Annotated in this window: 25 protein-coding genes; 10 read left to right on the top strand and 15 right to left on the bottom strand. The window is 41.0% G+C overall.

What is annotated here, in order from left to right; all coding sequences use genetic code 11:
- Positions 1 to 51: 51 nt before the first annotated feature.
- Both ACQ2HE_RS14225 and ACQ2HE_RS14220 read left to right on the top strand, forming a co-directional pair.
- On the top strand, positions 52 to 1,062 hold the full coding sequence (locus tag ACQ2HE_RS14225; RefSeq protein WP_430900303.1) for an NAD-dependent epimerase/dehydratase family protein: 1,011 nt from the start codon (positions 52 to 54) through the stop codon (positions 1,060 to 1,062).
- A gap of 54 nt (positions 1,063 to 1,116) precedes the next feature.
- On the top strand, positions 1,117 to 2,199 hold the full coding sequence (locus ACQ2HE_RS14220) for a carboxypeptidase-like regulatory domain-containing protein (protein WP_430902461.1): 1,083 nt from the start codon (positions 1,117 to 1,119) through the stop codon (positions 2,197 to 2,199).
- 36 nt (positions 2,200 to 2,235) lie between these two features.
- Here ACQ2HE_RS14220 and ACQ2HE_RS14215 read toward each other — a convergent pair whose 3' ends face one another.
- Positions 2,236 to 3,174 carry a UDP-3-O-(3-hydroxymyristoyl)glucosamine N-acyltransferase gene (locus ACQ2HE_RS14215; RefSeq protein WP_430900307.1) on the bottom strand — a complete coding sequence of 313 codons (939 nt, stop codon included), beginning with the start codon at positions 3,172 to 3,174 and terminating at the stop codon, positions 2,236 to 2,238.
- A gap of 496 nt (positions 3,175 to 3,670) precedes the next feature.
- On the opposite strand from ACQ2HE_RS14215, the gene ACQ2HE_RS14210 reads away from it, so the two are divergent.
- Genes ACQ2HE_RS14210 through ACQ2HE_RS14195 form a run of 4 tightly spaced genes read left to right on the top strand, consistent with a single transcriptional unit; the run spans position 3,671 to position 6,746 of the window.
- Positions 3,671 to 4,546, top strand: coding sequence for a YicC/YloC family endoribonuclease (locus tag ACQ2HE_RS14210; RefSeq protein ID WP_430900309.1), 876 nt, complete (start codon positions 3,671 to 3,673; stop codon positions 4,544 to 4,546).
- 39 nt (positions 4,547 to 4,585) lie between these two features.
- Complete coding sequence (locus ACQ2HE_RS14205; protein WP_430900311.1) at positions 4,586 to 5,056, top strand: gliding motility lipoprotein GldH; 471 nt, start codon at positions 4,586 to 4,588, stop codon at positions 5,054 to 5,056.
- 2 nt (positions 5,057 to 5,058) lie between these two features.
- Positions 5,059 to 6,042 (top strand): sensor histidine kinase, encoded by a 984-nt coding sequence (locus ACQ2HE_RS14200; RefSeq protein WP_430900313.1) that lies wholly within the window; start codon positions 5,059 to 5,061, stop codon positions 6,040 to 6,042.
- The gene (locus ACQ2HE_RS14195; protein WP_430900315.1) at positions 6,039 to 6,746 is read left to right on the top strand and encodes a response regulator transcription factor; all 708 of its coding nucleotides are present in this window, start codon (positions 6,039 to 6,041) and stop codon (positions 6,744 to 6,746) included. The genes ACQ2HE_RS14200 and ACQ2HE_RS14195 overlap by 4 nt, the downstream gene beginning before the upstream one ends.
- Before the next feature lie 59 nt (positions 6,747 to 6,805).
- Here the strand turns inward: ACQ2HE_RS14195 and ACQ2HE_RS14190 are convergent, their stop codons facing one another.
- The 3 genes from ACQ2HE_RS14190 to ACQ2HE_RS14180 are packed head-to-tail and all read right to left on the bottom strand — an operon-like array spanning position 6,806 to position 9,554.
- Entirely contained in the window at positions 6,806 to 7,003 is a 198-nt protein-coding gene (locus tag ACQ2HE_RS14190) for a hypothetical protein (RefSeq protein WP_430900317.1), read from the bottom strand.
- A 38-nt stretch (positions 7,004 to 7,041) separates the two neighbouring features.
- The gene (locus tag ACQ2HE_RS14185) at positions 7,042 to 8,799 is read right to left on the bottom strand and encodes a BatD family protein (RefSeq protein ID WP_430900319.1); all 1,758 of its coding nucleotides are present in this window, start codon (positions 8,797 to 8,799) and stop codon (positions 7,042 to 7,044) included.
- Between the two features lie 53 nt (positions 8,800 to 8,852).
- Positions 8,853 to 9,554 carry an SDR family oxidoreductase gene (locus ACQ2HE_RS14180; protein ID WP_430900321.1) on the bottom strand — a complete coding sequence of 234 codons (702 nt, stop codon included), beginning with the start codon at positions 9,552 to 9,554 and terminating at the stop codon, positions 8,853 to 8,855.
- Between the two features lie 64 nt (positions 9,555 to 9,618).
- Between ACQ2HE_RS14180 and ACQ2HE_RS14175 the strand changes: the two genes are divergently transcribed.
- Positions 9,619 to 10,326: a YjjG family noncanonical pyrimidine nucleotidase gene (locus ACQ2HE_RS14175; RefSeq protein WP_430900323.1), complete on the top strand. Its 708-nt coding sequence runs from the start codon at positions 9,619 to 9,621 to the stop codon at positions 10,324 to 10,326.
- A gap of 247 nt (positions 10,327 to 10,573) precedes the next feature.
- On the opposite strand, the gene ACQ2HE_RS14170 is transcribed toward ACQ2HE_RS14175, so the two are convergent.
- From ACQ2HE_RS14170 to ACQ2HE_RS14160, 3 genes are read right to left on the bottom strand one after another with little or no spacing between them, the layout of a single operon-like run.
- Positions 10,574 to 11,230: a phosphatidylserine decarboxylase family protein gene (locus ACQ2HE_RS14170; protein WP_430900325.1), complete on the bottom strand. Its 657-nt coding sequence runs from the start codon at positions 11,228 to 11,230 to the stop codon at positions 10,574 to 10,576.
- Positions 11,231 to 11,261: 31 nt separating this feature from the next.
- On the bottom strand, positions 11,262 to 12,158 hold the full coding sequence (locus ACQ2HE_RS14165) for a phosphatidate cytidylyltransferase (RefSeq protein ID WP_430900327.1): 897 nt from the start codon (positions 12,156 to 12,158) through the stop codon (positions 11,262 to 11,264).
- Between the two features lie 17 nt (positions 12,159 to 12,175).
- Positions 12,176 to 13,072, bottom strand: coding sequence for a CPBP family glutamic-type intramembrane protease (locus tag ACQ2HE_RS14160; protein WP_430900329.1), 897 nt, complete (start codon positions 13,070 to 13,072; stop codon positions 12,176 to 12,178).
- Positions 13,073 to 13,155: 83 nt separating this feature from the next.
- On the opposite strand from ACQ2HE_RS14160, the gene dusB reads away from it, so the two are divergent.
- Positions 13,156 to 14,196: a tRNA dihydrouridine synthase DusB gene (gene dusB, locus ACQ2HE_RS14155; RefSeq protein WP_430900331.1), complete on the top strand. Its 1,041-nt coding sequence runs from the start codon at positions 13,156 to 13,158 to the stop codon at positions 14,194 to 14,196.
- Positions 14,197 to 14,343: 147 nt separating this feature from the next.
- A complete protein-coding gene (locus tag ACQ2HE_RS14150; RefSeq protein WP_430900333.1) occupies positions 14,344 to 15,516 on the top strand; it encodes an IS4 family transposase in 1,173 nt (390 codons plus the stop codon).
- 366 nt (positions 15,517 to 15,882) lie between these two features.
- On the opposite strand, the gene ACQ2HE_RS14145 is transcribed toward ACQ2HE_RS14150, so the two are convergent.
- The 3 genes from ACQ2HE_RS14145 to ACQ2HE_RS14135 form a co-directional block, all read right to left on the bottom strand.
- Complete coding sequence (locus ACQ2HE_RS14145) at positions 15,883 to 16,554, bottom strand: glutathione peroxidase (protein WP_430900335.1); 672 nt, start codon at positions 16,552 to 16,554, stop codon at positions 15,883 to 15,885.
- Positions 16,555 to 16,862: 308 nt separating this feature from the next.
- Positions 16,863 to 17,015, bottom strand: coding sequence for a hypothetical protein (locus tag ACQ2HE_RS14140; RefSeq protein ID WP_430900337.1), 153 nt, complete (start codon positions 17,013 to 17,015; stop codon positions 16,863 to 16,865).
- Positions 17,000 to 18,382 (bottom strand): aldehyde dehydrogenase, encoded by a 1,383-nt coding sequence (locus ACQ2HE_RS14135; RefSeq protein WP_430900339.1) that lies wholly within the window; start codon positions 18,380 to 18,382, stop codon positions 17,000 to 17,002. Before ACQ2HE_RS14135 ends, ACQ2HE_RS14140 begins: the two co-directional genes overlap by 16 nt.
- Positions 18,383 to 18,437: 55 nt before the next feature.
- Here ACQ2HE_RS14135 and ACQ2HE_RS14130 point away from each other — a divergent pair, with 55 nt between their 5' ends.
- Positions 18,438 to 18,881 (top strand): nucleoside deaminase, encoded by a 444-nt coding sequence (locus tag ACQ2HE_RS14130; RefSeq protein WP_430900341.1) that lies wholly within the window; start codon positions 18,438 to 18,440, stop codon positions 18,879 to 18,881.
- A gap of 124 nt (positions 18,882 to 19,005) precedes the next feature.
- Here the strand turns inward: ACQ2HE_RS14130 and ACQ2HE_RS14125 are convergent, their stop codons facing one another.
- The 5 genes from ACQ2HE_RS14125 to ACQ2HE_RS14105 form a co-directional block, all read right to left on the bottom strand.
- Entirely contained in the window at positions 19,006 to 19,722 is a 717-nt protein-coding gene (locus tag ACQ2HE_RS14125; RefSeq protein WP_430900343.1) for a 3-keto-disaccharide hydrolase, read from the bottom strand.
- Positions 19,723 to 19,741: 19 nt separating this feature from the next.
- On the bottom strand, positions 19,742 to 21,118 hold the full coding sequence (locus tag ACQ2HE_RS14120; protein WP_430900345.1) for a Gfo/Idh/MocA family protein: 1,377 nt from the start codon (positions 21,116 to 21,118) through the stop codon (positions 19,742 to 19,744).
- 117 nt (positions 21,119 to 21,235) lie between these two features.
- On the bottom strand, positions 21,236 to 21,802 hold the full coding sequence (locus ACQ2HE_RS14115) for a hypothetical protein (protein ID WP_430900347.1): 567 nt from the start codon (positions 21,800 to 21,802) through the stop codon (positions 21,236 to 21,238).
- A 463-nt stretch (positions 21,803 to 22,265) separates the two neighbouring features.
- Positions 22,266 to 22,850 (bottom strand): Crp/Fnr family transcriptional regulator, encoded by a 585-nt coding sequence (locus tag ACQ2HE_RS14110; protein WP_430900349.1) that lies wholly within the window; start codon positions 22,848 to 22,850, stop codon positions 22,266 to 22,268.
- 372 nt (positions 22,851 to 23,222) lie between these two features.
- On the bottom strand, positions 23,223 to 23,318 hold the full coding sequence (locus ACQ2HE_RS14105) for a Fe-Mn family superoxide dismutase (RefSeq protein ID WP_430902468.1): 96 nt from the start codon (positions 23,316 to 23,318) through the stop codon (positions 23,223 to 23,225).
- Positions 23,319 to 23,326: the final 8 nt, after the last annotated feature.

Here is a 23,326-nt window from a genome sequence, read left to right as displayed (position 1 = left end):
AGGGGTATCTTCGCAAGGCCAAAAATTATTCGAACATTAAGACGGCAAAGGTTGTACAAGAATGTATTTGTAACAGGCGGAACGGGGTTTATCGGTTCTTACATATTGGAAGAACTGATTCAAAGAGGTTATCAAGTAACCGCTATTCGCCGTAGTCCGAAAAAACCACTCTCTCTTTCTGAAGCTTCTTTTGAAAAAATAAACTGGATTGATTGCGACTTGTTCGATACCATCGGCTTATTAGAAGCCATGGATGGTTGTGATGCCGTTATTCATGCTGCCGCGATGGTGAGTTTCCATGGTAATGAACGCGAGCAACTTTACAAAACAAATATTGAAGGAACCGCTAATATCGTGAATTGCGCACTTGAATTGAACATCCAACGCTTGGTATACATCAGTTCTGTAGCAGCACTTGGAAGAACGAGTTCCGGAGAAGAAGTAGATGAAGAAAAAAAATGGGTCGACAGTAAGACGAATACTCACTATGCCATCAGCAAGTATAAAGCTGAAATGGAAGTGTGGAGGGGAATGGGAGAAGGACTATCTACCGTTATTTTAAATCCGAGTACAGTGCTTGGGTTTGGAGATTGGAATCAATCGAGTTGCGCCATCTTTAAAAATGTTTACAACGAGTTCCCTTGGTATACCAATGGGGTGAATGGATTTGTAGCCGTAGAAGATGTTGCCCTTGCTACTGTTCTTTTACTGGAAGATGCCGTTTCATCTCAGCGCTTCATAATAAACGGCGAAAACTATTCTTTCAAAAAGCTTTTTGATTCCATTGCGCAGTCTTTTCAAAAGAAAGCTCCAACAAAAGAGGCGACGCCGTTTTTAGGAGCCATTGCTTGGCGATTGGAAGCGATCAAAGCGCTGTTTACAGGAAAGAAACCCTTGCTAACCAAGGAAACCGCTAAGGTTGCGCAAAGCTTTACTTATTTTAACAATTCAAAAATCCGTCGTCATTTGAAGGATTTTACGCCTACTCCATTATCACAAAGCATTGATAATGCGTGTAAAAAATACGAGGAAGCGGTTCGTGCGGGAATTTTGGCAAAATAGTTGAAGCAGTAAGGTCTATAGGAAATTTCGAATAATCACTATAGTTTTCACCCCATGCAAAAAACAATCCTCTTATTCCTGTTAAACCTGTGCTCTTTTTTGGCGTGGTCGCAAGATGGCCCCATTATCGTAATTGGTAGAGCAGTAGACTCTGCTACCAAACAACCATTATCAGGTGCTTCCGCATTTTGCCCCAACACCTCTTACGGTGCCACTGCCACCAACGATGGCTATTTCTACTTAAAACTTCCTCCAGGCGGATACGATTTAACCGTTTCTTATACGGGTTATGAACGAAAAAATTTCAGAATCACTGCAAATCATATTGCCACAGACACATTGTTTGTTGAACTGGCTGCGGCAGAAAAAGTGATGTCGGAAGTGGCCGTTGTTGCCAGTAATGAAGTTCCGGATGGTTTTGCGAAGTATGGAAATTTCTTTTTAGAGAATTTCTTCGGCACTACCGAAAATGCCAAAAAATGTGTACTTAAAAACCCAGAAGCACTGCGCTTTTTCTACAACAAGAAAAGAAACCGCTTAAAGGTTTTAACCAAGGAAGACTTGCAGATCACCAATTATGCATTGGGATACAAAATCAAATACCAACTCGATTCTTTCATTTTCGAATACAATAATAATACGAGCCAATTTATTGGCTTCGCTCTTTACAATGAGATCGACACAACGGAAGAAGCCAGAATCCAATTCAAGAAGAACAGAGCCAGAACTTATTTGGGCTCACGTTTGCACTTCATGCGTTCGTATTATGAGAACAGAATAACGGAGGAAGGGTTTATGATTGAAAAGTTAGGACCCAACCCCAATGTTGATCAATCTGAAATCATAAAAGACCTCTACAATGAAGAATTCTATGCAAAAGATAGCGGAGAAGTGATCTTGGCATGGAAAGGAAGATACCGCGTTAGTTATAAACGTGTATTTCCGGATAAAAAATTCCTGGAACTCTACAAATTACCTGCGAATACAACTTCGCAGATCACTGCCATCACGATGTTAGACACCATTGTAATATCGGGGAATGGATTCTTTTACGATCAAACCGATATGGTCAATTTCGGCTATTGGGCTTGGAAGAAAATGGCCGAACAACTTCCCTACGACTATTACTACGAATAAATTAAAAACCCTCAGCAAATGCTGAGGGTTTTCTTATTACTTATTCTTTTCCCATAACTGCTGGATTCGTTTCACCCATACCACTTCTCTCATCTTTTCTCGATGATCGATCGCCGGAGTACCCCAATACACTTTATTACCCTCAATAGAAGAAACAACACCCGACTGTCCCATTACAATCGCATTATCACCAATGGTAATGGTTTTGTTTACTCCAACTTGACCCCAGAAAATAACGCCGCTTCCAATTTCTACTGCTCCGGCAATACCTACTTGTGCTGCAAACAAACAGTTAGGTCCGGTAACTGTATCGTGGCCGATGTGCACCATATTATCTGTTTTCGTACCTCTTCCAATAACCGTATTGTGTGTAACGCCTCTATCGATGCTACACTGAGCTCCAATTTCTACATCGTCCTCTAAAATAACCATACCACAGCTTTCCATTCGCTTATACCACACATCGCGATTCTTTTTAGAATTGTAATAGAACGCATCACTGCCAATTACAGTTCCACTTTGAATCACCACGCGATCGCCAATAACACAATGATCCATGATGGTAACATTGGGATGAATTCTGCAATCTTTTCCTATTTTAACATGGTGTCCTACATAAACATTGGGAGCGATGTATGTACCTTCTCCTATTTGAGCCGTTTCTTGAATCATACCATTTGCAGGCGTAAACGGTCTGAAATGTTGAACAATTTTCAGGTAGGCCTCAAAAGGTTGTTCTACTACCAATATTGCTTTGCCTTGTGGGAATTCTACTTCTTTGTTAATGATAATGAAGCTGGCAGCCGATTGTAAGCACTTGTCGTAATACTTCGGATGATCTACAAAAACCAAATCACCTGCCTCAACACGGTGAATTTCGTTGATTCCGGTTGCTTGTAAACTGTCATCGCCCAAAACTTTCGCTCCAATAAGCGACGCGATCCAAGAAAGTGAAACAGGTGCAGGAAACTTCATATCAGTAAAATTTTCACAAAAATAGAAAGGTTGAATGAACTCTAGATAAAATTATTGGGAGCGGTGTTTTTAAAATTGAAGGATGAAAATTGAAAAATTAAAATCGATAGAATACAGTATTCATCAATGTTTCGAAAGAATGAGATTTGTTTAACAAAACCAAGTTGCTAAACATTTAGCAGAACAAGAGCACAAGCCTTCAATTCATTTCGAAGGAAAGAAATTAAAAATGACTGCATTAAAAATCGAAGACAATCCATCCTTTTCCACAGAAAGCATCTTTAATGTGAATAAAAATCAAGAAATATTTTTTTACATAGTAGAAATTATATTTAATATTGTGAAGGGAAATTAATTTTTCCCGGTACTTACTAACCCATCCACATAATAATCTCCCGGTTCACCGGGAGATTTTGTTTTAAGCAAGTTCTCACGCTTACCAATTAAAACCACTTTAGAAAAAACTATTCATTACTTTGCATCAAATACATTTTGCATGTTAAAATCTATGACCGGATTCGGTAGAGCCGAACGCAATGTGGGAGACAAAACCTTTCTTATCGACATTAAATCACTCAACGGAAAGCAATTTGAACTTTCTTTGAAAATGCCCGCTTTCCTTAAGCCTTTCGAATTCGACATCCGTAGCATCCTTTCTTCGAAACTCGGTCGTGGTACTGTAGATTGTATCATCAGTTTGAAAGAAAGTGGACAGGCAAAACCCGTTAGCATCAATATCAATTTGGCGAAAGCATATTACCAACCCATCGCTGAACTTTCGAAAGAATTAAACTTGGATTCTTCTCAAATTCTAAGCAGCATCCTGAAACTTCCCGAAGTAATTACACCAACCGGAGAAACCCTCACCGATAAAGAATGGGAAGAATTTAAAAAAGTGATCGATGCCGCTATTGATGACCTTAGCCTTCACCGTGCAGAAGAAGGCAAGAGCCTCGAAGCAGATCTTTTGTTACGAATCGAGAATATTCGCACCCAACAAGACGAAGTGATCAAACTGGAGCCAATGCGCAAACAAAAAATCAAAGACGGTCTCGTAAAAGTACTCGAAGAGAATGTTGGGAAAGACAGTTACGATAAAAACCGCCTTGAACAAGAGATCATTTACTACATTGAAAAAATTGATATCAGCGAAGAACAAGTGCGCTTGAAAAACCACTGCGAATACTTCCGTCAAATTTTGGCTGAAGACGGCGAAGGAAAAGGAAAGAAATTGTCCTTTGTACTTCAGGAAATTGGAAGAGAGATCAATACTACCGGAGCCAAGGCATATGATAGCACCATTCAAAAAGCGGTTGTTATTATGAAAGATGAGCTGGAAAAAGCAAAAGAACAGGTCTTAAATGTACTCTAATTCCTTGCTATCCTTAATTTTGCAGAAAAATTGACTTCCTTGAAAAAACTAGTCTTCCCGATAGTGATCTTAATGTTGGCACTGGTTGGTTGCCGGCCCAATGGAGTATTTGAGAAAAATATTTCAATACCCGAGCACGCTTGGAACAGTCAATTCAAACCAAGTATTCAATTTACCGTAGAAGATACTACTTCATTGTACCGCATTTATGTAGTGTTTCGTCATACCGACGCCTATCGTTACAAAAATGTTTGGATGACCATCACTGTTCAACCCCCCGGTGATTTCGCATATGTGAATCGCAAAAACCTGACCCTTGCTACCGACGAACGAGGCTGGTTGGGTAGTGGAATGGATGACATCTTCGAACACCGAATTTTATTGGATGCTAGTCCATCTCGCTTCCCTAAAAAAGGCGTATATACCTTTACACTCGCCCAAATTATGCGTGAAGACCCGCTGGAACACGTGATGAATGCCGGTATCCGCATTGAAAAGGTGACTAATTAATAATGATAAAGTCGAAATTCAGGGTAATTACCTATGTATACTGGATCCTGCTGTTATATATTATAGCAGCACTGGTATGGTGGTTTATTTCCTTGGAGCGTCAAAATCAGCAGATGTATTTGTTTAAATACCAGCAACTGGTAGGACAAAACAATGGACTGGAAAACACCACTCGATTTGAGGAGGCAAAGCATCAACTGATCGACGAAAAAGAACGCAATTCTAAAAAATACATCGGCGAGGGGGCTACATTCCTTGCTTTAATATTATTAGGCGCTGCGTTTGTATACCGCTCTGTTCGCAAACAGTGGCAAATTCAACAGCAACAGCAGAATTTCATGATGGCCATTACACACGAACTTAAAACCCCCATCGCCGTAGCCAAGCTCAACCTCGAAACCCTTCAAAAACACCAACTCGAAGAAACCAAAAGACAAAAGATATTACAAATGACCATTCAGGAAACCAACCGACTGAATGCGCTCACCAACAATATCCTCGTTTCCTCTCAACTGGAAGGAAACAGCTACCGTGCTTCTAAAGAAGAAATCAATTTGACCGATCTAGTGAATGCGTGCATTCAGGACTTCAAAGTTCGATTCCCCAATAAAAACTGGACCTCCGTCACCGATGCTGATTGTGAAATTGAAGGGGATCCTTTGCTGATCACCATTTTAGTCAACAACTTGCTCGAAAACGCGAACAAATACACACCTAACAACCAAATTGTTAAGTGCGAATTAAAAAAAGAGGAACATCGATTAGTACTCAGCGTTATCGATCTAGGACCAGGCATTCCGAATGAAGAAAAAAGCAAGGTATTCGACAAGTTCTACCGAGTAGGAAATGAAGCCACTCGCACAACCAAAGGCACGGGCCTAGGACTGTACCTGTGTAAGAAAATTGCTGAAAGCCACCGAGCTACTATTCAAATACGCGACAATAACCCAACAGGCTGTATCTTTACAGTGACCTTCAAAATATGAGTCAAAAATTATCGATACTACTGGTAGAAGATGAAGAGAATCTTCATGAAGCACTCCGTCTGAATTTAGAATTGGAAGGCTATGAAGTTACTTCTGCTTATGATGGAGCACAGGCCTTGGAAAAAGTAGCGTCCGAATATTTCGATTTGATCATTTTGGATGTTATGCTACCAGAAGCCGATGGCATCCATGTTACGGAAACCATCCGTGTTCGCAACAATGAAGTGCCCATTCTCATCCTCAGCGCGAAAAACAATAGTTCCGACAAAGTATTGGGCTTGAAAAAAGGTGCTGACGACTACATGACCAAGCCTTTCAATTTAGAAGAACTGCTCCTTCGCGTTCATAAATTGATCGAAAAGAATAAAAAGCTGCAAGACAAAGAGACGGTTGGAAACACGTATTCATTCGGGAAAAACCAAGTCGATTTTAAGGCGCAAGAAGCAGTGAATAAAAACGGAGAAAAAATTCAGTTGAGTAAGAAAGAAGCCATGTTGCTGAAGTTGCTCATTGAAAACAAAAACGAAGTAGTTCCAAGAGAAAAGATTCTTCAAACGGTTTGGGGCTACAATGTTTATCCTACTACCAGAACCATCGATAATTTCATTCTCAACTTCCGGAAATACTTTGAAGAAGACAGCAGAAATCCGATTTATTTCCACTCGGTGAGAGGGGTTGGATATAAGTATACGGAAGAGAATTAATACAAGTTTTGAGTTATTGAGTTTTAAGTTATTTAGTTTTCGCGGCTTGGGTGTTCACCTCAAAACGCAGAGGAGCCGCGAAGATTGTATTTTTCTTTCACCGCGGCGGCGCAGCGATCACAGCGGATTCGCAGCGGTTTTCCTATCCTCGTATCCCCGCTCCTGTATTCCCCCCTGTTCTTCTTCCTGTTCCTTCTCTGTATTTCCTCGTTTCCTCGTCTCCTCTCATCCTCGCTCCTGTTCTCCGGCTGTTCCATTATTAATTATTAATTCTTAATTATTAATTTCTTCAGAACTAGCTCTCAGGAAATGACTCTATAAGATTTTGAGCAGTATGCAAGGCATTCATTGCTATTTCTTCATTGGTAGCAAAACCTGCATACAACACATTGGTATTAAGAGCTAACAATGCTGTCGCCTGTTTTATCTTTTCTTCTTGTACGCCGGCTGCTTGCAAGCAGCGTTCCATCCCTGCTTTCGTTTGATTGGTTGGATTCAACCGGAATCGCTCTTGAAGCTCCATCCAGATCCCCTTCTGAATTAATTCGTGGGTTTTTACAAAGTCGCCCTCATACAAACTCTTCTTAGCGGGCTCTAAATAATCAATTTTCTGAATAGGCTCTTGCTCCTTAGTTTCCATTTGCAGCGACTGCTTTTCTTTCTTAGACTTTCTCCATTGCACGGCTATTGAAACTAAAATAACAAGAGCAATGCCCGCAAAGTAATAATACTGAATAGGAGTACCGGCACTCACACCATCGGTTACATAGGCTTTTGTTGCCGTGTCTTTAACCAAGTTTGAAACAGCTATTTTAAGTTCGTTGGAGCGAGCTGTTTTGTACGACTTGGTTTCCGGATCGAAATATGAAAATGCAATAGCCGGGAGTGTAACAGCACCACTATCCGGCGCAGTAAATTGATATTGAAAAACCTTGTTTCCTTTCAATGGATATTGACCTCTTATCAGGTTTTCTTTTACTTCAGGCTCGGCAGTGTCTACACCTTTGGGCCAATTCACTTCAGGTGCTACAATCAAGGGGAAGTTACCGGTACCCATTACAACAAATCGCACGGGAATCAATGATCCCGGCGCTACAGTCACTTGATCGGTTTCCAATTTTACTTCGAACTGACCAACCGCACCCGTCTTGGTACTACCATTCGGTAAAGGCAATACGGTAAGATTAAGATCATTCGATTCAATCAAAACTTTTTCCTTTATAGGCGCTGCGTTTTTATTCATCATTCGCTCCAAGTTTGAAGCTCCGCCCGCTTTAGAAACCGTAATAACCGATTGTATACTCGCTTTTTCTAAATGATAGGATCCGGCCTGCAATGGGAATAACTGCACTTGCCGAAGATTCAATACATAGTAGTTCACTCCGTTTACTCGCTCAACCTCCGCATCTTTTTCGTAATCGTCTACCATTTCAACAACGCTGAAACCGGTGAATGAAGGGCGTTTCAATACAGAAGAGTTGGACTGCATTCTGGTATATTGCTTATAACTAACCATTACCGCCTCTCCTTCATAACAGGTTTTTTTGCTGCTGGTTGCTTTGATGAAATTATTGGTTGGAAGTAAACTCTGGATACTCTCTCCATCCCGAATAGTAGTAATGGTGCGAACAATTCTGTCGTCTGATTGCGACGACTTGAACTCATCACCCGAGCCCGGACGTTTGATCTCAAACTCAATGGGTTCAGAAATCAATTTCTTCCCGTCGACTATTGCGGTTGCGGCGCCGATCCGGAACACCCCTGAACTTTGGCAGGTAACCACCAATACTTTCGTCTTTACGTTTTGCAATCCTTTTCCGCCCGGTATGATCGATTGACTTTCATTTATATAACTATCGTACACCTCAACCATGGGCATTTTAGGTTCCGTAATTGCTTGAACCTTATCACCCCCCTCTACAATAAACTGAATTTGAAAACTAACTCCGGGAAGCAGTACTCCATCACTCACGGCAGCATAGAACCTCGGCTGGCCTATAGCCAGAAAGGCAGAAAGCGATACCAATAATGTGAGGAGTAGTCGAATATTCATACGAAAACGAAAAGTTCGGTTCTAATAGGTCGAAAAAATAGCAGGAAAGTTGCTTATAGATCTCCTAATTGTGGACGAAGTACAATTTCTTCTATACAAGCCTGCGGTGAAAGCTGAGCAGCGGCAAAGATCATCTTAGCTACATCATCCGCTTCCATGATCCGTTGAGGGTCTATCCCCGAACCACTCCAGGAATCAGAATAAGCGGCCCCAGGTAATACATGGGTTACTTTGATGCCATGCGGCTTCATTTCTTCTCTTAAATTTTTAGAGAACCCATAGAGCGCAAACTTAGAAATGCTGTAAGCTCCACCATTGGCATACGCATTCAAAGAAGCGATGGAGCACATATTGAAAACATGTCCTTGCTTGGCTTTGATCATATCAGGAATTAGTAAGCGCGTTAAATGATAGGCACTCATCAAATTCACTTGGAGAAGGGCATCCAAACTTCCTTCCGGCTCACTGTGCACACTGCCCGGATAAAAAATACCGGCATTGTTTACCAATACATCAACCGATTTCCCATCTTCCATCACCCATTTGCCAAAATTCTTTACTGCTGCCTCGCTCGACAAATCGACTGACTGAATATTCACGGTCGATTGAGGGAAGCGGGCTTGAATCGAGGCAGCTGTTTCTTTCAGTGCATCCAATCCTCTGGCACAAATAAACAATTGAACACCTAAACCGGCAAACTGTTCTGCAACGGCTCTTCCCAATCCTTTGGAAGCGCCTGTAATAACCACTTTCATATCAAATCAATTATTCCTGCAAATTACATCTTCTTTCTGTTCTCGCTTGTTCGTATTTTGCGGCATGGAACAGCCCTCTAAGTACACACATGTCTTTTTCGATCTAGATCATACCATTTGGGATTTTGAATCCAATAGTCGCTTGACCCTTCAACAATTGTACGACGATTTGAACCTCAGAGAAAGAGGTATCGACGATTTCGATCGGTTTCATAAGTGCTATTTACACCACAACGACAAACTCTGGGATCGCTATCGCAAAGGGTTCATGAAAGTGGATGAATTGAGATGGAAGCGATTTATGTTAGCCCTACTTGATTTTAAAATTGGCGACGAACCACTAGCGCATCAAATGGGAGTAGCCTTTCTAGAACACCTTCCTACCCGTACCATTTTGTTTGCCGACGCGAAAGAAGTGCTGGAATACCTTACCAATAAAGGCTACGAATTGCATCTCATTACCAATGGCTTCGAAAAAACACAACACAGCAAACTCAAGCACTCGGGCATTGATCATTTTTTTAAAGAAGTCATCACTAGCGAAGGAAGCAATGCGCTAAAGCCGCATAAAGAAATATTTGAATACGCCTTACAAAAAACAGGCGCCAGTGCCGGTACAAGCATTATGATAGGCGACGACCCCGAAGTTGATATCAAAGGAGCACAAAATGCCGGCTGGGATCAGATCTATGTGAATCATATCAACAAAGAAATCGACTTTACGCCTACCTATACGGTTTATGAGTTGAAGGAGTTGATGGCAATATTGTGAGAAATTAAGAGTTAAGAATTAAGAATTGAACAGCCGAAAGTAACTACTAACCAATTGCTGCTCTCAACGCGATAAATCGCATTGCTTCGAGTATCATCAATAAAAAAGACCACCGCGATAAATCGGCGGTGGTCCTGAAGTTTAATACAAAAATTTCAATACAATTAGACTGCCAAGCTCTTCTCAAGTCGATTCCCTCTATGGTCTCGCAACTTCAACCTGCCCCAATTATTAATTATTAATTACCTCAGATTTCCGCCAACACCGTTACCCCGCCTTTCACTACCTGATTCAATTCTACTTTAACCTTGGTGCCAACGGGCAACAATACATCAACACGACTACCAAACTTAATGAAACCATATTCATCGGTTTGGTTTACTTTCTGACCCACGCTCAAATAGTTAACGATTCTTTTTGCGAGCGCACCTGCAATTTGTTTTACCAAAAATTCTCCGTGTTCATTTTTCAACACCACAGAGTGGCGTTCGTTTTCGGTAGATGATTTGGGATCCCAAGCCACCAAATATTTTCCTTTGTGATATTTATTGTACACTACTTCACCTGAAACCGGATTGCGGTTTTGGTGAACGTTTGCCGGACTCATGAAAATGGATACTTGCAATCTGCGATCGTTGAAGTATTCTACATCAGTGATCTCTTCAATTACCACCACTTTTCCGTCTGCAGGACAAATCACCAAATTATCACCTTTGGTCAACACGCGATTCGGCACACGGAAAAAGGATATAATGAAGAGGAGTAGTCCTATTGTAACAACGAAAATCATCCAACTGATGATGGGCCAATTGAAACTCAACCAATTAAATGAGGCCAAATTGATCAGCGCGAACAAAACGGCCGTAATTAAAATACTCTTGTAACCTTCCTTGTGAATTGTCATGTTGTAAATTTTCAGGCTGCAATTTAGGGTTTTAGGCGTTATATACTACCAAAACCAAGTAAAGCCACACAAATGGCACAGTAAGAATCAATGAATCGAATCGATCGAGAAAACCTCCATGTCCGGGCATAAAACTTCCACTGTCTTTCACATCGGCCATGCGTTTTATTTTGGATTCCAATAAATCGCCCAAAGTGCCAATAATGGCACCCATAGAAGCAATCACCGTCCAATGCTGCCATTTCATGATATTAAATGGCGCTACGCTTGCTCCTAACCAACTGATCAAGGCAACCGCCAACAAAACTCCTCCAATGGTTCCTTCCCAGGTTTTCTTAGGCGATATTTTCGACAACGGCGTTTTTCCAATCAGGGAACCAACAATATAGGCCATGGTATCATTGATCCAAATAGAGAAGATCACCCCCATTGGAATAATGACTCCTTTCGGCAACCAACCGCTGTATGATGAAAACAATTGGCTCGACAATGTCCATGTATCCATCATCAACGCCCAACTCAATGAAATGTAAAGAAGGCCAAGTGATGAAATCCGAATATTTTGTAACTGTATGGTTCTCGCAAATAGAAGTTCAACAATTGGCAATACAAAGAGAAAACTAATGCCCATCCAAAGGCCGAGTGAATGCAAGTTGAGGCTTCCGATAGAAAACATACTACCGGTAAAAAAGAGCATCAAACTCCAGCCTGCCAATCGTACTCCATATTTGTGAAAAGGCGTAATATCAGCGTAGGCAGGATCAATTTTGGCAAAGAGTTTTTGATATTCCGACCAAGCCCCAAAATGAATAATGGAAAAAAGTAAAAAGAAAGTCCAATGATTCACACACAATCCCAGCATCATCACTACTACAAAAACTGCTGCAGTAAGACTTCTGGTTTTTAAAGTAGAAATGTTTAATGCCATAATAGGTAATTTCTAGATCAGGCTATGAACTCACTTTTTTCATGAAGTGTTTCCGGTTCGTATACCGACTCGTAAGTAACCTTGCTTTGTTTGTAATATTGATAGAGCAAAGCTGCTCCGCCTAAGCTGGCAGCAATTAACATGGTTTCCGGCATGTTTGGATTTGCTTTCACGTATTCCGGATAAAAAGAAATCACTAGTACTTGCAAAGCATTGTTAGCAAAGTGAGCCGCAATGCTTGGCCACAAACTTCCACTGTACCAATAGAAGAACCCGAGAAGTATGCCTAAGAAAAATCTTGGCAAGAACCCGGCAAACTGCAGATGTAGGGTTGAGAATATAAATGAAGCGGTGATTATTCCTACCCATGGGTTTTTGAAGTAGTGTATGAGCACACGTTGAAGCGCGCCTCTGAAAAACAACTCCTCGCATATAGCAGGAAGAAAGGCAATGATGAAAAGATTTACCAAAATGTCCCATTTCGAATTCACTTTCAAAATTGCTTCCAATTGATTGCCGGTTGAGCTCTCCATTTTCTTCATCCACTCAGGCAAATTCACTCCGCTGTTTAATTGTCCCAAATAAAAAACCAAGGGCAGCATAAACAAAATGCCAAGCACTGCAAATATGTAGTTGTTTAATTGCTGCGCTTTCTTCAATCCTAAGAAATAGAAATGTCGGCCTTTAAAAGTGAACAAGGAAAACAAGTAGGCAGGAAGAAAGAAAAACAGTACCGACGACAGGGCTTGCGACCACTTAATCTGTTGAATATTAGAGGCATCGATCTTTTGAGAAGCACCAAGATCGTTGCTCATAAACAATCCCACAATCAATAAAAACAACTGGGGCGAAAACACCAGAAACAATACCCCTAATTGCTTTCGGGGAGAGCTTATCCTTAAATGTCCCAACATGACTGGAAATTACAATTTTTAGTGCGTAAATTTGCAGGCTGCAAGATACTAATAAGCGTATTGCAAAACTTTTAATTTTAGCTATGGCGGTTACCATTGGTGATATACAACTCCCTGATTTCCCGTTACTACTGGCTCCAATGGAGGACGTAAGCGATCCCCCGTTTAGAGCCGTTTGTAAGGACAATGGTGCCGACCTCATGTATACCGAATTCATCAGCAGCGAAGGACTTATCCGTGATGCCATCAAAAGCAGACACAAATTGGACATCTTCGATTATGAACGCCCTATTGGGATTCAAATTTTTGGTGGTGATGAAGAAAGCCTTTCTTTAGCAGCTAAAATTGTAGAAGTTACCAATCCTGATTTACTAGATATCAATTTTGGATGTCCTGTAAAAAAAGTGGCCCTGCGTGGTGCCGGCGCGGGTGTATTGAAAGATATTGACTTAATGGTTCGTCTTACAGATGCTGTGGTAAAAGCAACTTCTTTGCCTGTAACGGTAAAAACAAGATTGGGCTGGGATGATGAAACCAAAAACATTGAAGAAGTAGCAGAACGTTTACAAGACGTGGGCATCAAGGCACTCGCCATTCACGGAAGAACCAGATCGCAGATGTATAAGGGCGAAGCCGATTGGACCTTGATTGGAAAAGTGAAAAACAATCCAAGAATAAAGATTCCCATCTTCGGCAATGGCGATATCGACAGTCCGGAGAAAGCAGTTGAATATAAAAACAGATATGGTGTTGATGGAATCATGATTGGAAGAGCTGCCATTGGTTATCCTTGGATCTTCAATGAAATCAAACACTATCATCAAACCGGTGAACACTTGGCTGCGCCTACTTTGGAACAACGCGTGCAAGTAGCTAGAAAGCATTTGCATAAGTCGGTTCAATGGAAGGGACCTATTGTGGGCATTAATGAAATGCGTCGCCATTATGCGAACTACTTGAAAGGACTACCTAACATCAAAGAATACCGTAATAAATTGGTAACGTTAAAAGAAGTAGAAGAAATTGACGCGGTATTAGATGAAATCAGTAAAGTGTACGCAGGCTTTGAATTCCAACCGAATAAGATTGAGTTGGTGAATTATCATGAGAAATGCCCTGTTTAATTAATAAGTAATAATTAATCACTAGTGTCCGGTAAAAATAATTGTAAGTTCTTTGAAAATCTTGGTGGGCTTGAGTTTGGGACGATTTTAGTACGGTGACGATTTGAATTGACCTTGTTTTATAACTTGCTGAAAATCAGCCATTTTATGAATCAGGGCAAGTATGTTTTTTCACAGATTGTCACTTTTCTTCCTGCACGCATATTTGATCGTTGTGTCAGCAACTTTCAAGGCGATAAATGGGTCAAGCATTTTACTTGTTGGAACCAATTAATGTGTATGATTTTTGGCCAGTTAAGCAATCGTGATAGTCTCAGGGATTTACTTGTTTGTTTGACGGCACATAAATCAAAGCATTATCATTTAGGTTTTGGAAAAAGTATATCAAGATCAAATCTTGCTGAAGCAAATGAAAAACGGGATTGTCGTATTTATGAAATGTTTGCTTTTGAGATGATTGCAGAAGCTCAGAAAATTTGCATTGCTGATAATGATCTTGGCTTCACTATTAAAGGAAACGTTTATGCTTTTGACTCTACTACAATAGACCTTTGTTTAAATGTATTTTGGTGGGCTAGTTTTAGAAGAGCAAAAGGTGCGATTAAATTACATGCTTTACTAGATGTTAAGACTTCTATTCCAGTATTTATGTATGTCACTCCTGCAAGTGTTCATGATGTGAATGCCTTAGATCTTTTAGTATATGAAACAGGTGGCTATTACATTATGGACCGCGGCTACATTGACTTTGAGCGACTTGCGACCATCGATCAACACAATGCATTTTTTGTAATACGCGCAAGAAATAATCTTCAGTTCACTCGACTGTCATCTGAATCATCAGACAAATCAAAAGGTATTGTGTGTGACCAAAAAATCACACTGAAGACTTTTTATCCAAGTAAATCTTATAATAAAGAAATCAGGCGAATCAAGTTTTATGATGCAGAACAAAACAGAACTTTTGTTTTTCTGTCGAACAACTTTGAGTTGCCTGCAACAGAAATTGCAATGCTGTATAAAAATCGTTGGAAAATTGAATTGTTCTTCAAATGGATAAAGCAGCATCTTAAAATAAAATCATTTTGGGGTGCTTCCGAGAACGCCGTAAAGACTCAAATCTATATTGCAATCATCACTTATACTACTGTTGCTATAATAAAAGCAAAGTTGAAACTGAAACAATCACCTTATGAAATACTTCAAATTATTGGAGTCTCATTACTTGATAAAGCACCTTTATCTTGTCTTTTTGAAGACGACCTAAACCAAGATATCAAAGAACAAAATGCTACTCAATTGAAAATCAAGCTAATTTAACCGGACACTAGTGATAATTAATAATTAATAATGGAACAGCCGAAAATAGGAACGAGGATGAGAGGAGACGAGGAACGAGGAGGCAGAGAGAAAGAAGAGGGAGAGGAACAGGGGGAATACAAGAGGGAGGAGGTAGACTGTCCATCCTGCAAATCTATTAATCCTGTAAATCCTGATCGCTGTCGGGCTGATTAAATATCGGAGTCTAATCTGTGAGAATCTGTACTAATTTGTGCATTCTGTGGTCAAAAAAAAGCGACTCAAAGAAACTGCCAGCGATGCGGAAAATAAAAGTTTATTGAGTCTGAGGTATATAATTTATCACATCTGCAACTCAACCCCGCAAGCAGCCAAACTATTAATCATTTAATTCTTAATTATTAATTCCCCCGGTTTCACACTCGAATCAAACCATCCCACAAGCGCGCCGTTTTCATCAATCAAGTATTTATTGAAATTCCATTTAGGGTCTTGAATGTTCCAGCCATTTTTTTCGCGGGTGCTAAGCCATTGAAAAATTGGATTCTGGTTTGTTCCTTTTACAACTGCTGATTTTGCAGCAATGGGGAAAGTTACTCCATAGTTGCGTTGACAAAAAGTTACGATATCAGCATTGCCCGCTTTCTCTTGCTCTTTGAAATCATTCGCAGGAAAAGCGATGATCATTAGCTTCCCTTCATTTGCTTTGTACAATTCTTGCAGTTCAGTGTATTGAGGTGTATAGCCACAATCGGAAGCGGTATTCGCAAGTATCAGTTTCTTTCCTTTGAAATTCGATAATGGCAGTTTAGAACCATCGGCTAACTCCACAGTAAAATCATAAATTGAAACAGGTGGTTGCATGGCTGGCTCATGGGTGAGTTGCTTGTAATTTTTAGATTTATTGCTTCCCCACATGATCAACGGGTACAAGGTGCGAATTACTTTCTGTCTGAATGATAAGTTTTCCATATTTCTGTTTTCAATTAAAACCAATGCAAAGAACGCTACAAGTAATGTAACTAAACCAATGAAACTATATTTTAAGAATTTTTTCATGATTGTTTTTTACACAAAGGCCGCGAAGAGCGCAAAGGGTTCGCAAAGCCCCCCTGTTCTTTTTCACCGCAGCGGCGCAGCGTCCGCAGCGATTATGCAGCGCTGGCAGTCACCCTGTATTTCATTCTCACATTCACAAATCTTCACATTAACGAATTGGCTGCTTTCCTCGTCTCCTCTTATCCTCGTTCTTGCTTTCGGTTATTCAATTATTAATTCTTACCTCTTAACTCAATTCCCCCTGCTCATCTTCCTATTCTTTCTTGATCTCACCGGCTGTTTAATTATTAATTCATAATTCTTAACTCTTAATTCAACTCCCCCTCTTCTTTCTCTGTATTTCCTCTATCCTCGTCTCCTCTTATCCTCGTACCTGTATCCCCCTGTTCCTCCCCCTCTTCTTTCTCTCTGCCTCCTCGTTCCTCGTCTCCTCTCATCCTCTTTCCTACTTTAACAACCACCTCCACAATTTTGTTTTCCCCTCACTATAAGGAGGATGCCTAAAAGCCGGTTCAAACCACGTGGCGCGCTTTAACACCCCTTTTTGATGACTGAATGTGTCGAAACCGAACTTGCCATGATACCTGCCCATACCACTGCTTCCTACACCACCAAAAGGAAGTTCTCCATTCCCCAAATGCAATACCGTTTCATTGATGGCGCCGCCTCCGAAACGAACATTGTCCATGAAAAAGCGGCTGGTTTTGGAGGAAGAAGTAAACACATACAGTGCCAATGGATACGGATTCTGCTCTATGATTTTTAGCACATCCTCCTCCTTTTCATAAGTAAACACAGGCAAAATGGGACCAAATATCTCTTCTTTCATCAAGGGCGCTTCCATTGGAACAGCCTCCATAATGGTAGGACCTACATATAGTGACTGCTCATCGGTTTGACCACCGTATAAAACACTGCCTTGATTCAAATAGCTCGTTAATTGCTTCCATCTTTTAGCAGAAATGATCTTACCAAAGCCATTTTGCAAAGGATTGGTTCCATAAGCTGCTTCAATTTCTTTTATGAGCAAATCAATAAACGTTTGCTTAATACTAGCATGCACCAATAAGTAGTCGGGTGCTACACAACTCTGCCCCGCATTCAATAACTTTCCCCATACAATGCGCTTAGCCGCTACCGTTAAATTTGCGTCTTTGGAAACAATGCAAGGACTTTTCCCGCCTAGTTCGAGAGTAACCCCACTCAAATGCTTAGCGGCCTTTTCCATTATGATCTTACCTACCGCTGTACTGCCGGTGTAAAACACATGATCGAAGCGGAATTGATCCAACAATTCGCCAACAACAGTAGCTCCATCACCTTCCAACACATGTAGGTATCCCAAATCAAAATGATCGTTGATCATATCGGCCATCACTTTACTGGTAGCAGGCGCCAATTCACTCGGCTTTAAAACAATAGTATTTCCTGCGGCAATGGCTGCTACCACCGCTCTGAAACTCAGCAACACCGGATAATTCCAAGGAGAAATGATCAATACATTGCCCAAAGGTTCGGGATAAATAGTGCCGTGAGAAGGAAACAAGAAGAAAGGCGCACCTGTTCTCACAGGTTTCATCCAAGTTCCCAAGTTCCTCATGGCAGTATTGATTTCTTCGTATACTGCACCAATTTCTGTTGTATATACTTCTTGCGGGTGCTTTCTTAAATCTGAATATAAAGCATCATTGAACTTTGATTCATAGGTTTGTAGTAGATCTTTTAACTTTTTCAATTGATCCATTCGGAATGAATAGGGCTTTGTCATTCCGGATTGGAAATACTGCTTTTGCAGTTTTATCAAGGGGGCATAAACAGATTCGCTCATAACGTGCTTTCAAGCCTTTTGGCTAATTTTACAGTAAGTTAATCAAATCTAAGTTATGCAGGAAAGTCATGAGTTTTATATGGGGCGAGCTTTAGTGGAAGCAAGAAAGGCTTTTGAAGAAGACGAAGTTCCTGTAGGGGCCATTGTTGTGATGAAAAACAAGATCATCTCCAAAGGCTACAATATGGTGGAGAAGCTGCAAGACCCTACCGCTCATGCTGAAATCATCGCACTAACGGCTGCATTCAATTTTTTAGGAAGTAAATATTTACCGGAAGCTACCCTCTACGTAACAGTGGAACCCTGCTTAATGTGCAGTGGTGCTCTTTATTGGAGTAAAATTGGATCTATTGTATGGGGCGCAAACGACGAAAAAAATGGTCATCGCCATTTCACCAATGGCAGCCCCTTTCATCCTAAAACCACGCTCATCACAGGTGTGATGGAAGAAGAATGTGCGGGATTGATGAAGGAGTTTTTTAGGAGCAAGAGAAACTAAAACAAGTTATTAAGTTTTTTAGTTCTTAAGTAGAGGCTTCGGCACCTGTATCATAAAATGGTAAAGCGCTAAAACTCATTGAAGCACCAACGAAAGAACTAAAAAACTCAATAACTTAACTACTCTATTTTATTACTTTAATCTTAATATTCTTAAACGCCACTCCACCACCATGGTCTTGGAAAGCAATATGTCCTTTCTTGCTCATGCCATAAGGCTTCACATCTCTCCATTTGCTGTTCGATTTGTTCTTTTCCCATTCCGGAGTCCAGAACTCATATTCCACCACTTTAGTGCCGTTTAACCAATGTTCTACTTTGGCGCCATTCACTACAATTTTAGTATGATTCACTTCTCCTGCAGGCTTCGCCACTTTGGCACTCGGTGCATTCATGTCGTAATTAGCTCCTGACAATTGCTTATCGGAAAGTTTATCGGGATATCCCAAATCATCGATCAATTGATATTCGGGACCTGATTCATAAGAAGCACCGTTTTCTTCGGTAGAATGATAAATGATACCGCTATTGTGTGCTTTCTCAATTTTCCAATCCAATTCAAGAATAAAGCTCTCGTATTGGTCAGCCGTAATCAAATCAGCTCTATTTTTTACACCTTCCATTTTGCATACCAACCAGCCATTCTCAACTGTCCATCCATCGGTAGGTTTGTTTTTATAGGCGCGCCATCCATTGGTGCTAGATCCGTCAAACAAAAGTTGCCAACCGTCTTTTTTCTCTTTGGCAGAAAGCTGGTTGTCGCCCTTTTGTGAAGGTGCAACAAAGGCTGCAAGCCCTAGTATAATTGAAAGCGCCAATACGCTCCATCCTATTTTTTTCATATTTGGTTGTTTAGTTGAATTAAGAAAGAAGTTTTAAGTTAACAGGATCCCATTTAATGATCTTCTCTTGGAAATAACTATCGTTACACAAAACCGCAGGAGCCGCTGCTCTGTAACCAAACAGTGCATCTTCTACAACGGGCTTTCCGCCTCTAATAGCGCGCATCCAATTGTAATGGTGATCGTAGTGAGCTCCTTTGTATCCCGGCTGCACCGTGTAAACCGTTGTTTCAGGTTCGGGCATTTTTTTACGATCGTAATCGGGAGCATATTGTTGCGATTTCAATACCTGCGCATAGTTATCCGGTGGATAAGAGAAGTTACGGGTAAGCGTTACTTTCTCCCAATCTACGATCATAGAACCTTCGTTTCCAACGAGGCGCATATAAGAACTGTCTCTCGTACTATCAACAAAGTTCACACGTAAACTCAGATTGAAGGCCGGATGTTTTTCGGTTTCGTTGTAATCGAACATTCCCAACAACACATCTGGTACATCACGACCATCTTTCCAATAACGCAAACCGCCGGTAGCCATAATTTTGCTTGGACCAATTGCGCCCGTGATAAAATGCATGGAAGAAAGCAAGTGAACGAATAAATCGCCCGATACACCTGTTCCGTAATCACGGAAACAACGCCAGCGAAAGAAACGGCGAGGATCCCAAGGACGATCGGGAGTATTTTTCAAGAATCGTTTCCAATCTACATTACTGGTAGAAGCATCAGCCGGCATATCGTATTGCCAAGCACCACCCGGCGTATTTCTTGCCCAAAACCCTTCTACATAATTCAATTTACCAATAGCACCCGCTTCCAATAAAGCCTTTGCTTTTTCATTTCCCAAAGAACTCATTCCCTGACTACCCACTTGAAGCACCATTTTGGTTCTTTTCTGTGCTTCAATTACAGCAGGGCCTTCGGTGATATTCTGAACCATTGGTTTTTCTACATACACATGTTTCCCGGCGTTCATTGCATCAACGGCAATGTCTTTGTGCCAATGATCGGGTGTTGCTACAATTACGGCATCCACATCTTTACGAAGTAAGATTTCTTTGTAATCGCGTGTAGTAAAAATATCGCCACCGTATTTCTTTTTTGCATCAACCAAACGTTGATCGTACAAATCGCAAGCGGCTACAATTTTTACCCCCGGAATGCTAATGCAGGTATCTGCATCGGCATTGCCCATGCCGCCGGCACCAATCAAGGCAATTTGAACTTGATCATTGGCGCTGTATTTCTCTTTTAAATCGCGCACCATTCGCTCTTCATTGGGAGCGATCTCTGATGCTTTTGCAACGGAAGGAATGAGTCCGGCGCCGGCCACTGTTTTGGCAACATTGCCTAAAAACTTTCGGCGAGAATTTCCGGAAGAATGTTTACTGCTCATAGCAAGTCGTATTAGATGGATGATTGTTTGTTTTGGGAAGATAAGTTAAAAAACAAAGAGGGCAATTGCCGTTAATAACAATTGCCCTCAAATAGCTTACGCAAACGTTTTACTTATTTATTGAAGCTTCTTTAATTTTTCAATAAGTTCTGCGATCTCCTTATTGGTGGAGAATTTATACACTTCCAACTCCTTACCGCCTTCGAAAGAAGAAGGCAGTTTCAAGAATGGACCAACCACTTGTGAAGCAGTGTTACCGGAAATTTTCTGGATCTTACCCGGTGCAATGCAGAAATTTCTATTTGCCGCCGTTACATTCATTCCGCGGGTCAGTTGATCAAGACTATCAATTTTTGTTTGCAATTGTTCTTGTGAAATTTTAGACACACCCGCTCCCTCACCTACATTTTGATACGCACCTACCAATGTATCTGTTTTTAAATTCAATACATACAATCCATCTTCAGGAACGGCTACTGTTGTTTTACCGGAACCATTATCAACGGTTATTTCTGTTCCTGAAACGCTCATGTCTTTGTCTTCATGACTCGTTCCTGGTTCAAGTGTGATGTTATTTCCTTCAATCTTAACTTTCCCGCTCGCATACACTTTCACTTTCTTTTCTCCACCACAAGCAACTAACATTACCGCACAAGCGAACACTGGAAGAATGGCTTTTTTCATATACGTTTTTTTTGAGAGGGTGAAAATAAGAAAAATTGGAGAAAGAACTGAGAGAGGGTGAATTAAGAATTAAGAGTTAAGAATTAATAATTGAAAAGCCGAAAACAGGAACGAGGATGAGAGGAGACGAGGATAGAGGAAATACATAGAAAGAACAAGGAGAGGAACAGGGGGGAGGGATGAGGCTAGTTTTGCGAAGCAAAAGCAGTGGAGTCTATCCCGTGAGGAACGATACGGGACAGGCGATAGCCGTTGCGGGAAGGGAGGAAATACATAGAAAGAAAAGGGAGATGAGCAGGGGGAGTTGAAACTTACAGAGACTGCCGGCGCTGCGAAAACGTTGCGATCGCTGCGCCGCCGCGGTGAAAAAGAAAAATGTTGAGTCTGGAAGACGGAAAAGATGATGAATGCGAAACAACTATTCTTAGCGAATCCTCTGCGCTCTTTGCGGTGTACCTAACTCCTACCCCCTCTTCTCACTAATCGCCCTTCTAATTCTACTCAAACTCTCCGGAGTAACTCCCAAGAAAGACGCGATTTGATTTTGCGGCAATCGACGATCCATTTCAGGGTATTTCTTTCGAAAATTCAAATAGCGTTCTTCTGCAGTTTCACTCAAATTTGCCAAGATGCGTTCTTGTGCACTCACAAATGCATTTTGCAATAGGTTTCTAAAGAAACGTTCGAACTTGGGGATCTTCGCGAATACATCTTCTTGAACTTGTCGGTCGAGTACTAAAAGATCAGAGTCTTCCAATGCAATCACGCTTATTTTGGAAGGTTTTTGGGTGATGAAACTGGCCATGTCGCCAGCCCACCAATCTTCTATTGAGAATTGGATATTGTGTTCAACACCGTCTTTATCGGTATAATAAGAACGCAAACATCCTTTGTTTACAAAGTAGGTGCTTCTACAAACATCGCCCTCTTGCACCAGAAACTGTCGCTTTTTCAATTTCTTCTCTTTCAAGGTTGAAGTGAAGTATTGAATTTCTTCGGGTGTGAGAGTTACAAATCGGCTGATATTTTTGAGGATAAGCTCGTACATGGGATGAAGATAGGATTTTTAGGTGTTAGGTATTAGGCTTTAGGGTTTTAGGCTTTAGGCTTTGGGTTCACCGCGGAGGGCGCAGAGGATTCGCTAAGTTTTTCGTTGCGAACCGTTGCGTACTTTGTTTCTTTGCGGTAAAGGGAAAAGACTGAATACTTGGAGTGCTTCATTACCGCAGCGGCGCAGCGGTCGCAGCGGAAACGCAGCGCTGGCAGCCTCTCTGTATTTCCTCTATCCTCCCTCCTGTACTCTGGCTGTTCAATTATTAATTATTAATTCTTAATTATTAATTATTCTTCGCCTCCTCGTTCCTGAAAACAAAAAGCCGCTTCGATTACTCAAAGCGGCCTATAAAAAAGAATTCATCTCTTATTTAGCTGCAGCAAAACGTGCACTTACTTTTTCCCAGTTTACAACATTCCAGAAAGCACCCAAGTAGTCGGCACGACGGTTTTGATACTTCAAATAGTACG

It is taken from the genome of Endoryza foliicola (genome assembly GCF_050589245.1).
GTDB classification, from domain to species: Bacteria; Bacteroidota; Bacteroidia; order Chitinophagales; family Chitinophagaceae; genus Endoryza; species Endoryza foliicola.
This window is presented reverse-complemented; position numbering and strand designations above follow the sequence as displayed.

What these genes read in the sequence shown, in the direction of transcription:
- ACQ2HE_RS14170 (WP_430900325.1), bottom strand. Translation starts at nt 11,230, where the DNA reads ATGACAATTCACAAGGAAGGTTACAAGAGTATTTTAATTACGGCCGTT.
- ACQ2HE_RS14120 (WP_430900345.1), bottom strand. Translation starts at nt 21,118, where the DNA reads ATGAGCAGTAAACATTCTTCCGGAAATTCTCGCCGAAAGTTTTTAGGC.
- ACQ2HE_RS14175 (WP_430900323.1), top strand. Translation starts at nt 9,619, where the DNA reads ATGGAACAGCCCTCTAAGTACACACATGTCTTTTTCGATCTAGATCAT.
- ACQ2HE_RS14195 (WP_430900315.1), top strand. Translation starts at nt 6,039, where the DNA reads ATGAGTCAAAAATTATCGATACTACTGGTAGAAGATGAAGAGAATCTT.
- ACQ2HE_RS14110 (WP_430900349.1), bottom strand. Translation starts at nt 22,850, where the DNA reads ATGTACGAGCTTATCCTCAAAAATATCAGCCGATTTGTAACTCTCACA.
- ACQ2HE_RS14145 (WP_430900335.1), bottom strand. Translation starts at nt 16,554, where the DNA reads ATGAAAAAATTCTTAAAATATAGTTTCATTGGTTTAGTTACATTACTT.
- ACQ2HE_RS14220 (WP_430902461.1), top strand. Translation starts at nt 1,117, where the DNA reads ATGCAAAAAACAATCCTCTTATTCCTGTTAAACCTGTGCTCTTTTTTG.
- ACQ2HE_RS14160 (WP_430900329.1), bottom strand. Translation starts at nt 13,072, where the DNA reads ATGTTGGGACATTTAAGGATAAGCTCTCCCCGAAAGCAATTAGGGGTA.
- ACQ2HE_RS14165 (WP_430900327.1), bottom strand. Translation starts at nt 12,158, where the DNA reads ATGGCATTAAACATTTCTACTTTAAAAACCAGAAGTCTTACTGCAGCA.
- ACQ2HE_RS14215 (WP_430900307.1), bottom strand. Translation starts at nt 3,174, where the DNA reads ATGAAGTTTCCTGCACCTGTTTCACTTTCTTGGATCGCGTCGCTTATT.
- ACQ2HE_RS14115 (WP_430900347.1), bottom strand. Translation starts at nt 21,802, where the DNA reads ATGAAAAAAGCCATTCTTCCAGTGTTCGCTTGTGCGGTAATGTTAGTT.
- ACQ2HE_RS14130 (WP_430900341.1), top strand. Translation starts at nt 18,438, where the DNA reads ATGCAGGAAAGTCATGAGTTTTATATGGGGCGAGCTTTAGTGGAAGCA.
- ACQ2HE_RS14190 (WP_430900317.1), bottom strand. Translation starts at nt 7,003, where the DNA reads ATGGAACAGCCGGAGAACAGGAGCGAGGATGAGAGGAGACGAGGAAAC.
- ACQ2HE_RS14150 (WP_430900333.1), top strand. Translation starts at nt 14,344, where the DNA reads ATGAATCAGGGCAAGTATGTTTTTTCACAGATTGTCACTTTTCTTCCT.
- dusB (WP_430900331.1), top strand. Translation starts at nt 13,156, where the DNA reads ATGGCGGTTACCATTGGTGATATACAACTCCCTGATTTCCCGTTACTA.
- ACQ2HE_RS14125 (WP_430900343.1), bottom strand. Translation starts at nt 19,722, where the DNA reads ATGAAAAAAATAGGATGGAGCGTATTGGCGCTTTCAATTATACTAGGG.
- ACQ2HE_RS14135 (WP_430900339.1), bottom strand. Translation starts at nt 18,382, where the DNA reads ATGAGCGAATCTGTTTATGCCCCCTTGATAAAACTGCAAAAGCAGTAT.
- ACQ2HE_RS14180 (WP_430900321.1), bottom strand. Translation starts at nt 9,554, where the DNA reads ATGAAAGTGGTTATTACAGGCGCTTCCAAAGGATTGGGAAGAGCCGTT.
- ACQ2HE_RS14185 (WP_430900319.1), bottom strand. Translation starts at nt 8,799, where the DNA reads ATGAATATTCGACTACTCCTCACATTATTGGTATCGCTTTCTGCCTTT.
- ACQ2HE_RS14210 (WP_430900309.1), top strand. Translation starts at nt 3,671, where the DNA reads ATGTTAAAATCTATGACCGGATTCGGTAGAGCCGAACGCAATGTGGGA.
- ACQ2HE_RS14200 (WP_430900313.1), top strand. Translation starts at nt 5,059, where the DNA reads ATGATAAAGTCGAAATTCAGGGTAATTACCTATGTATACTGGATCCTG.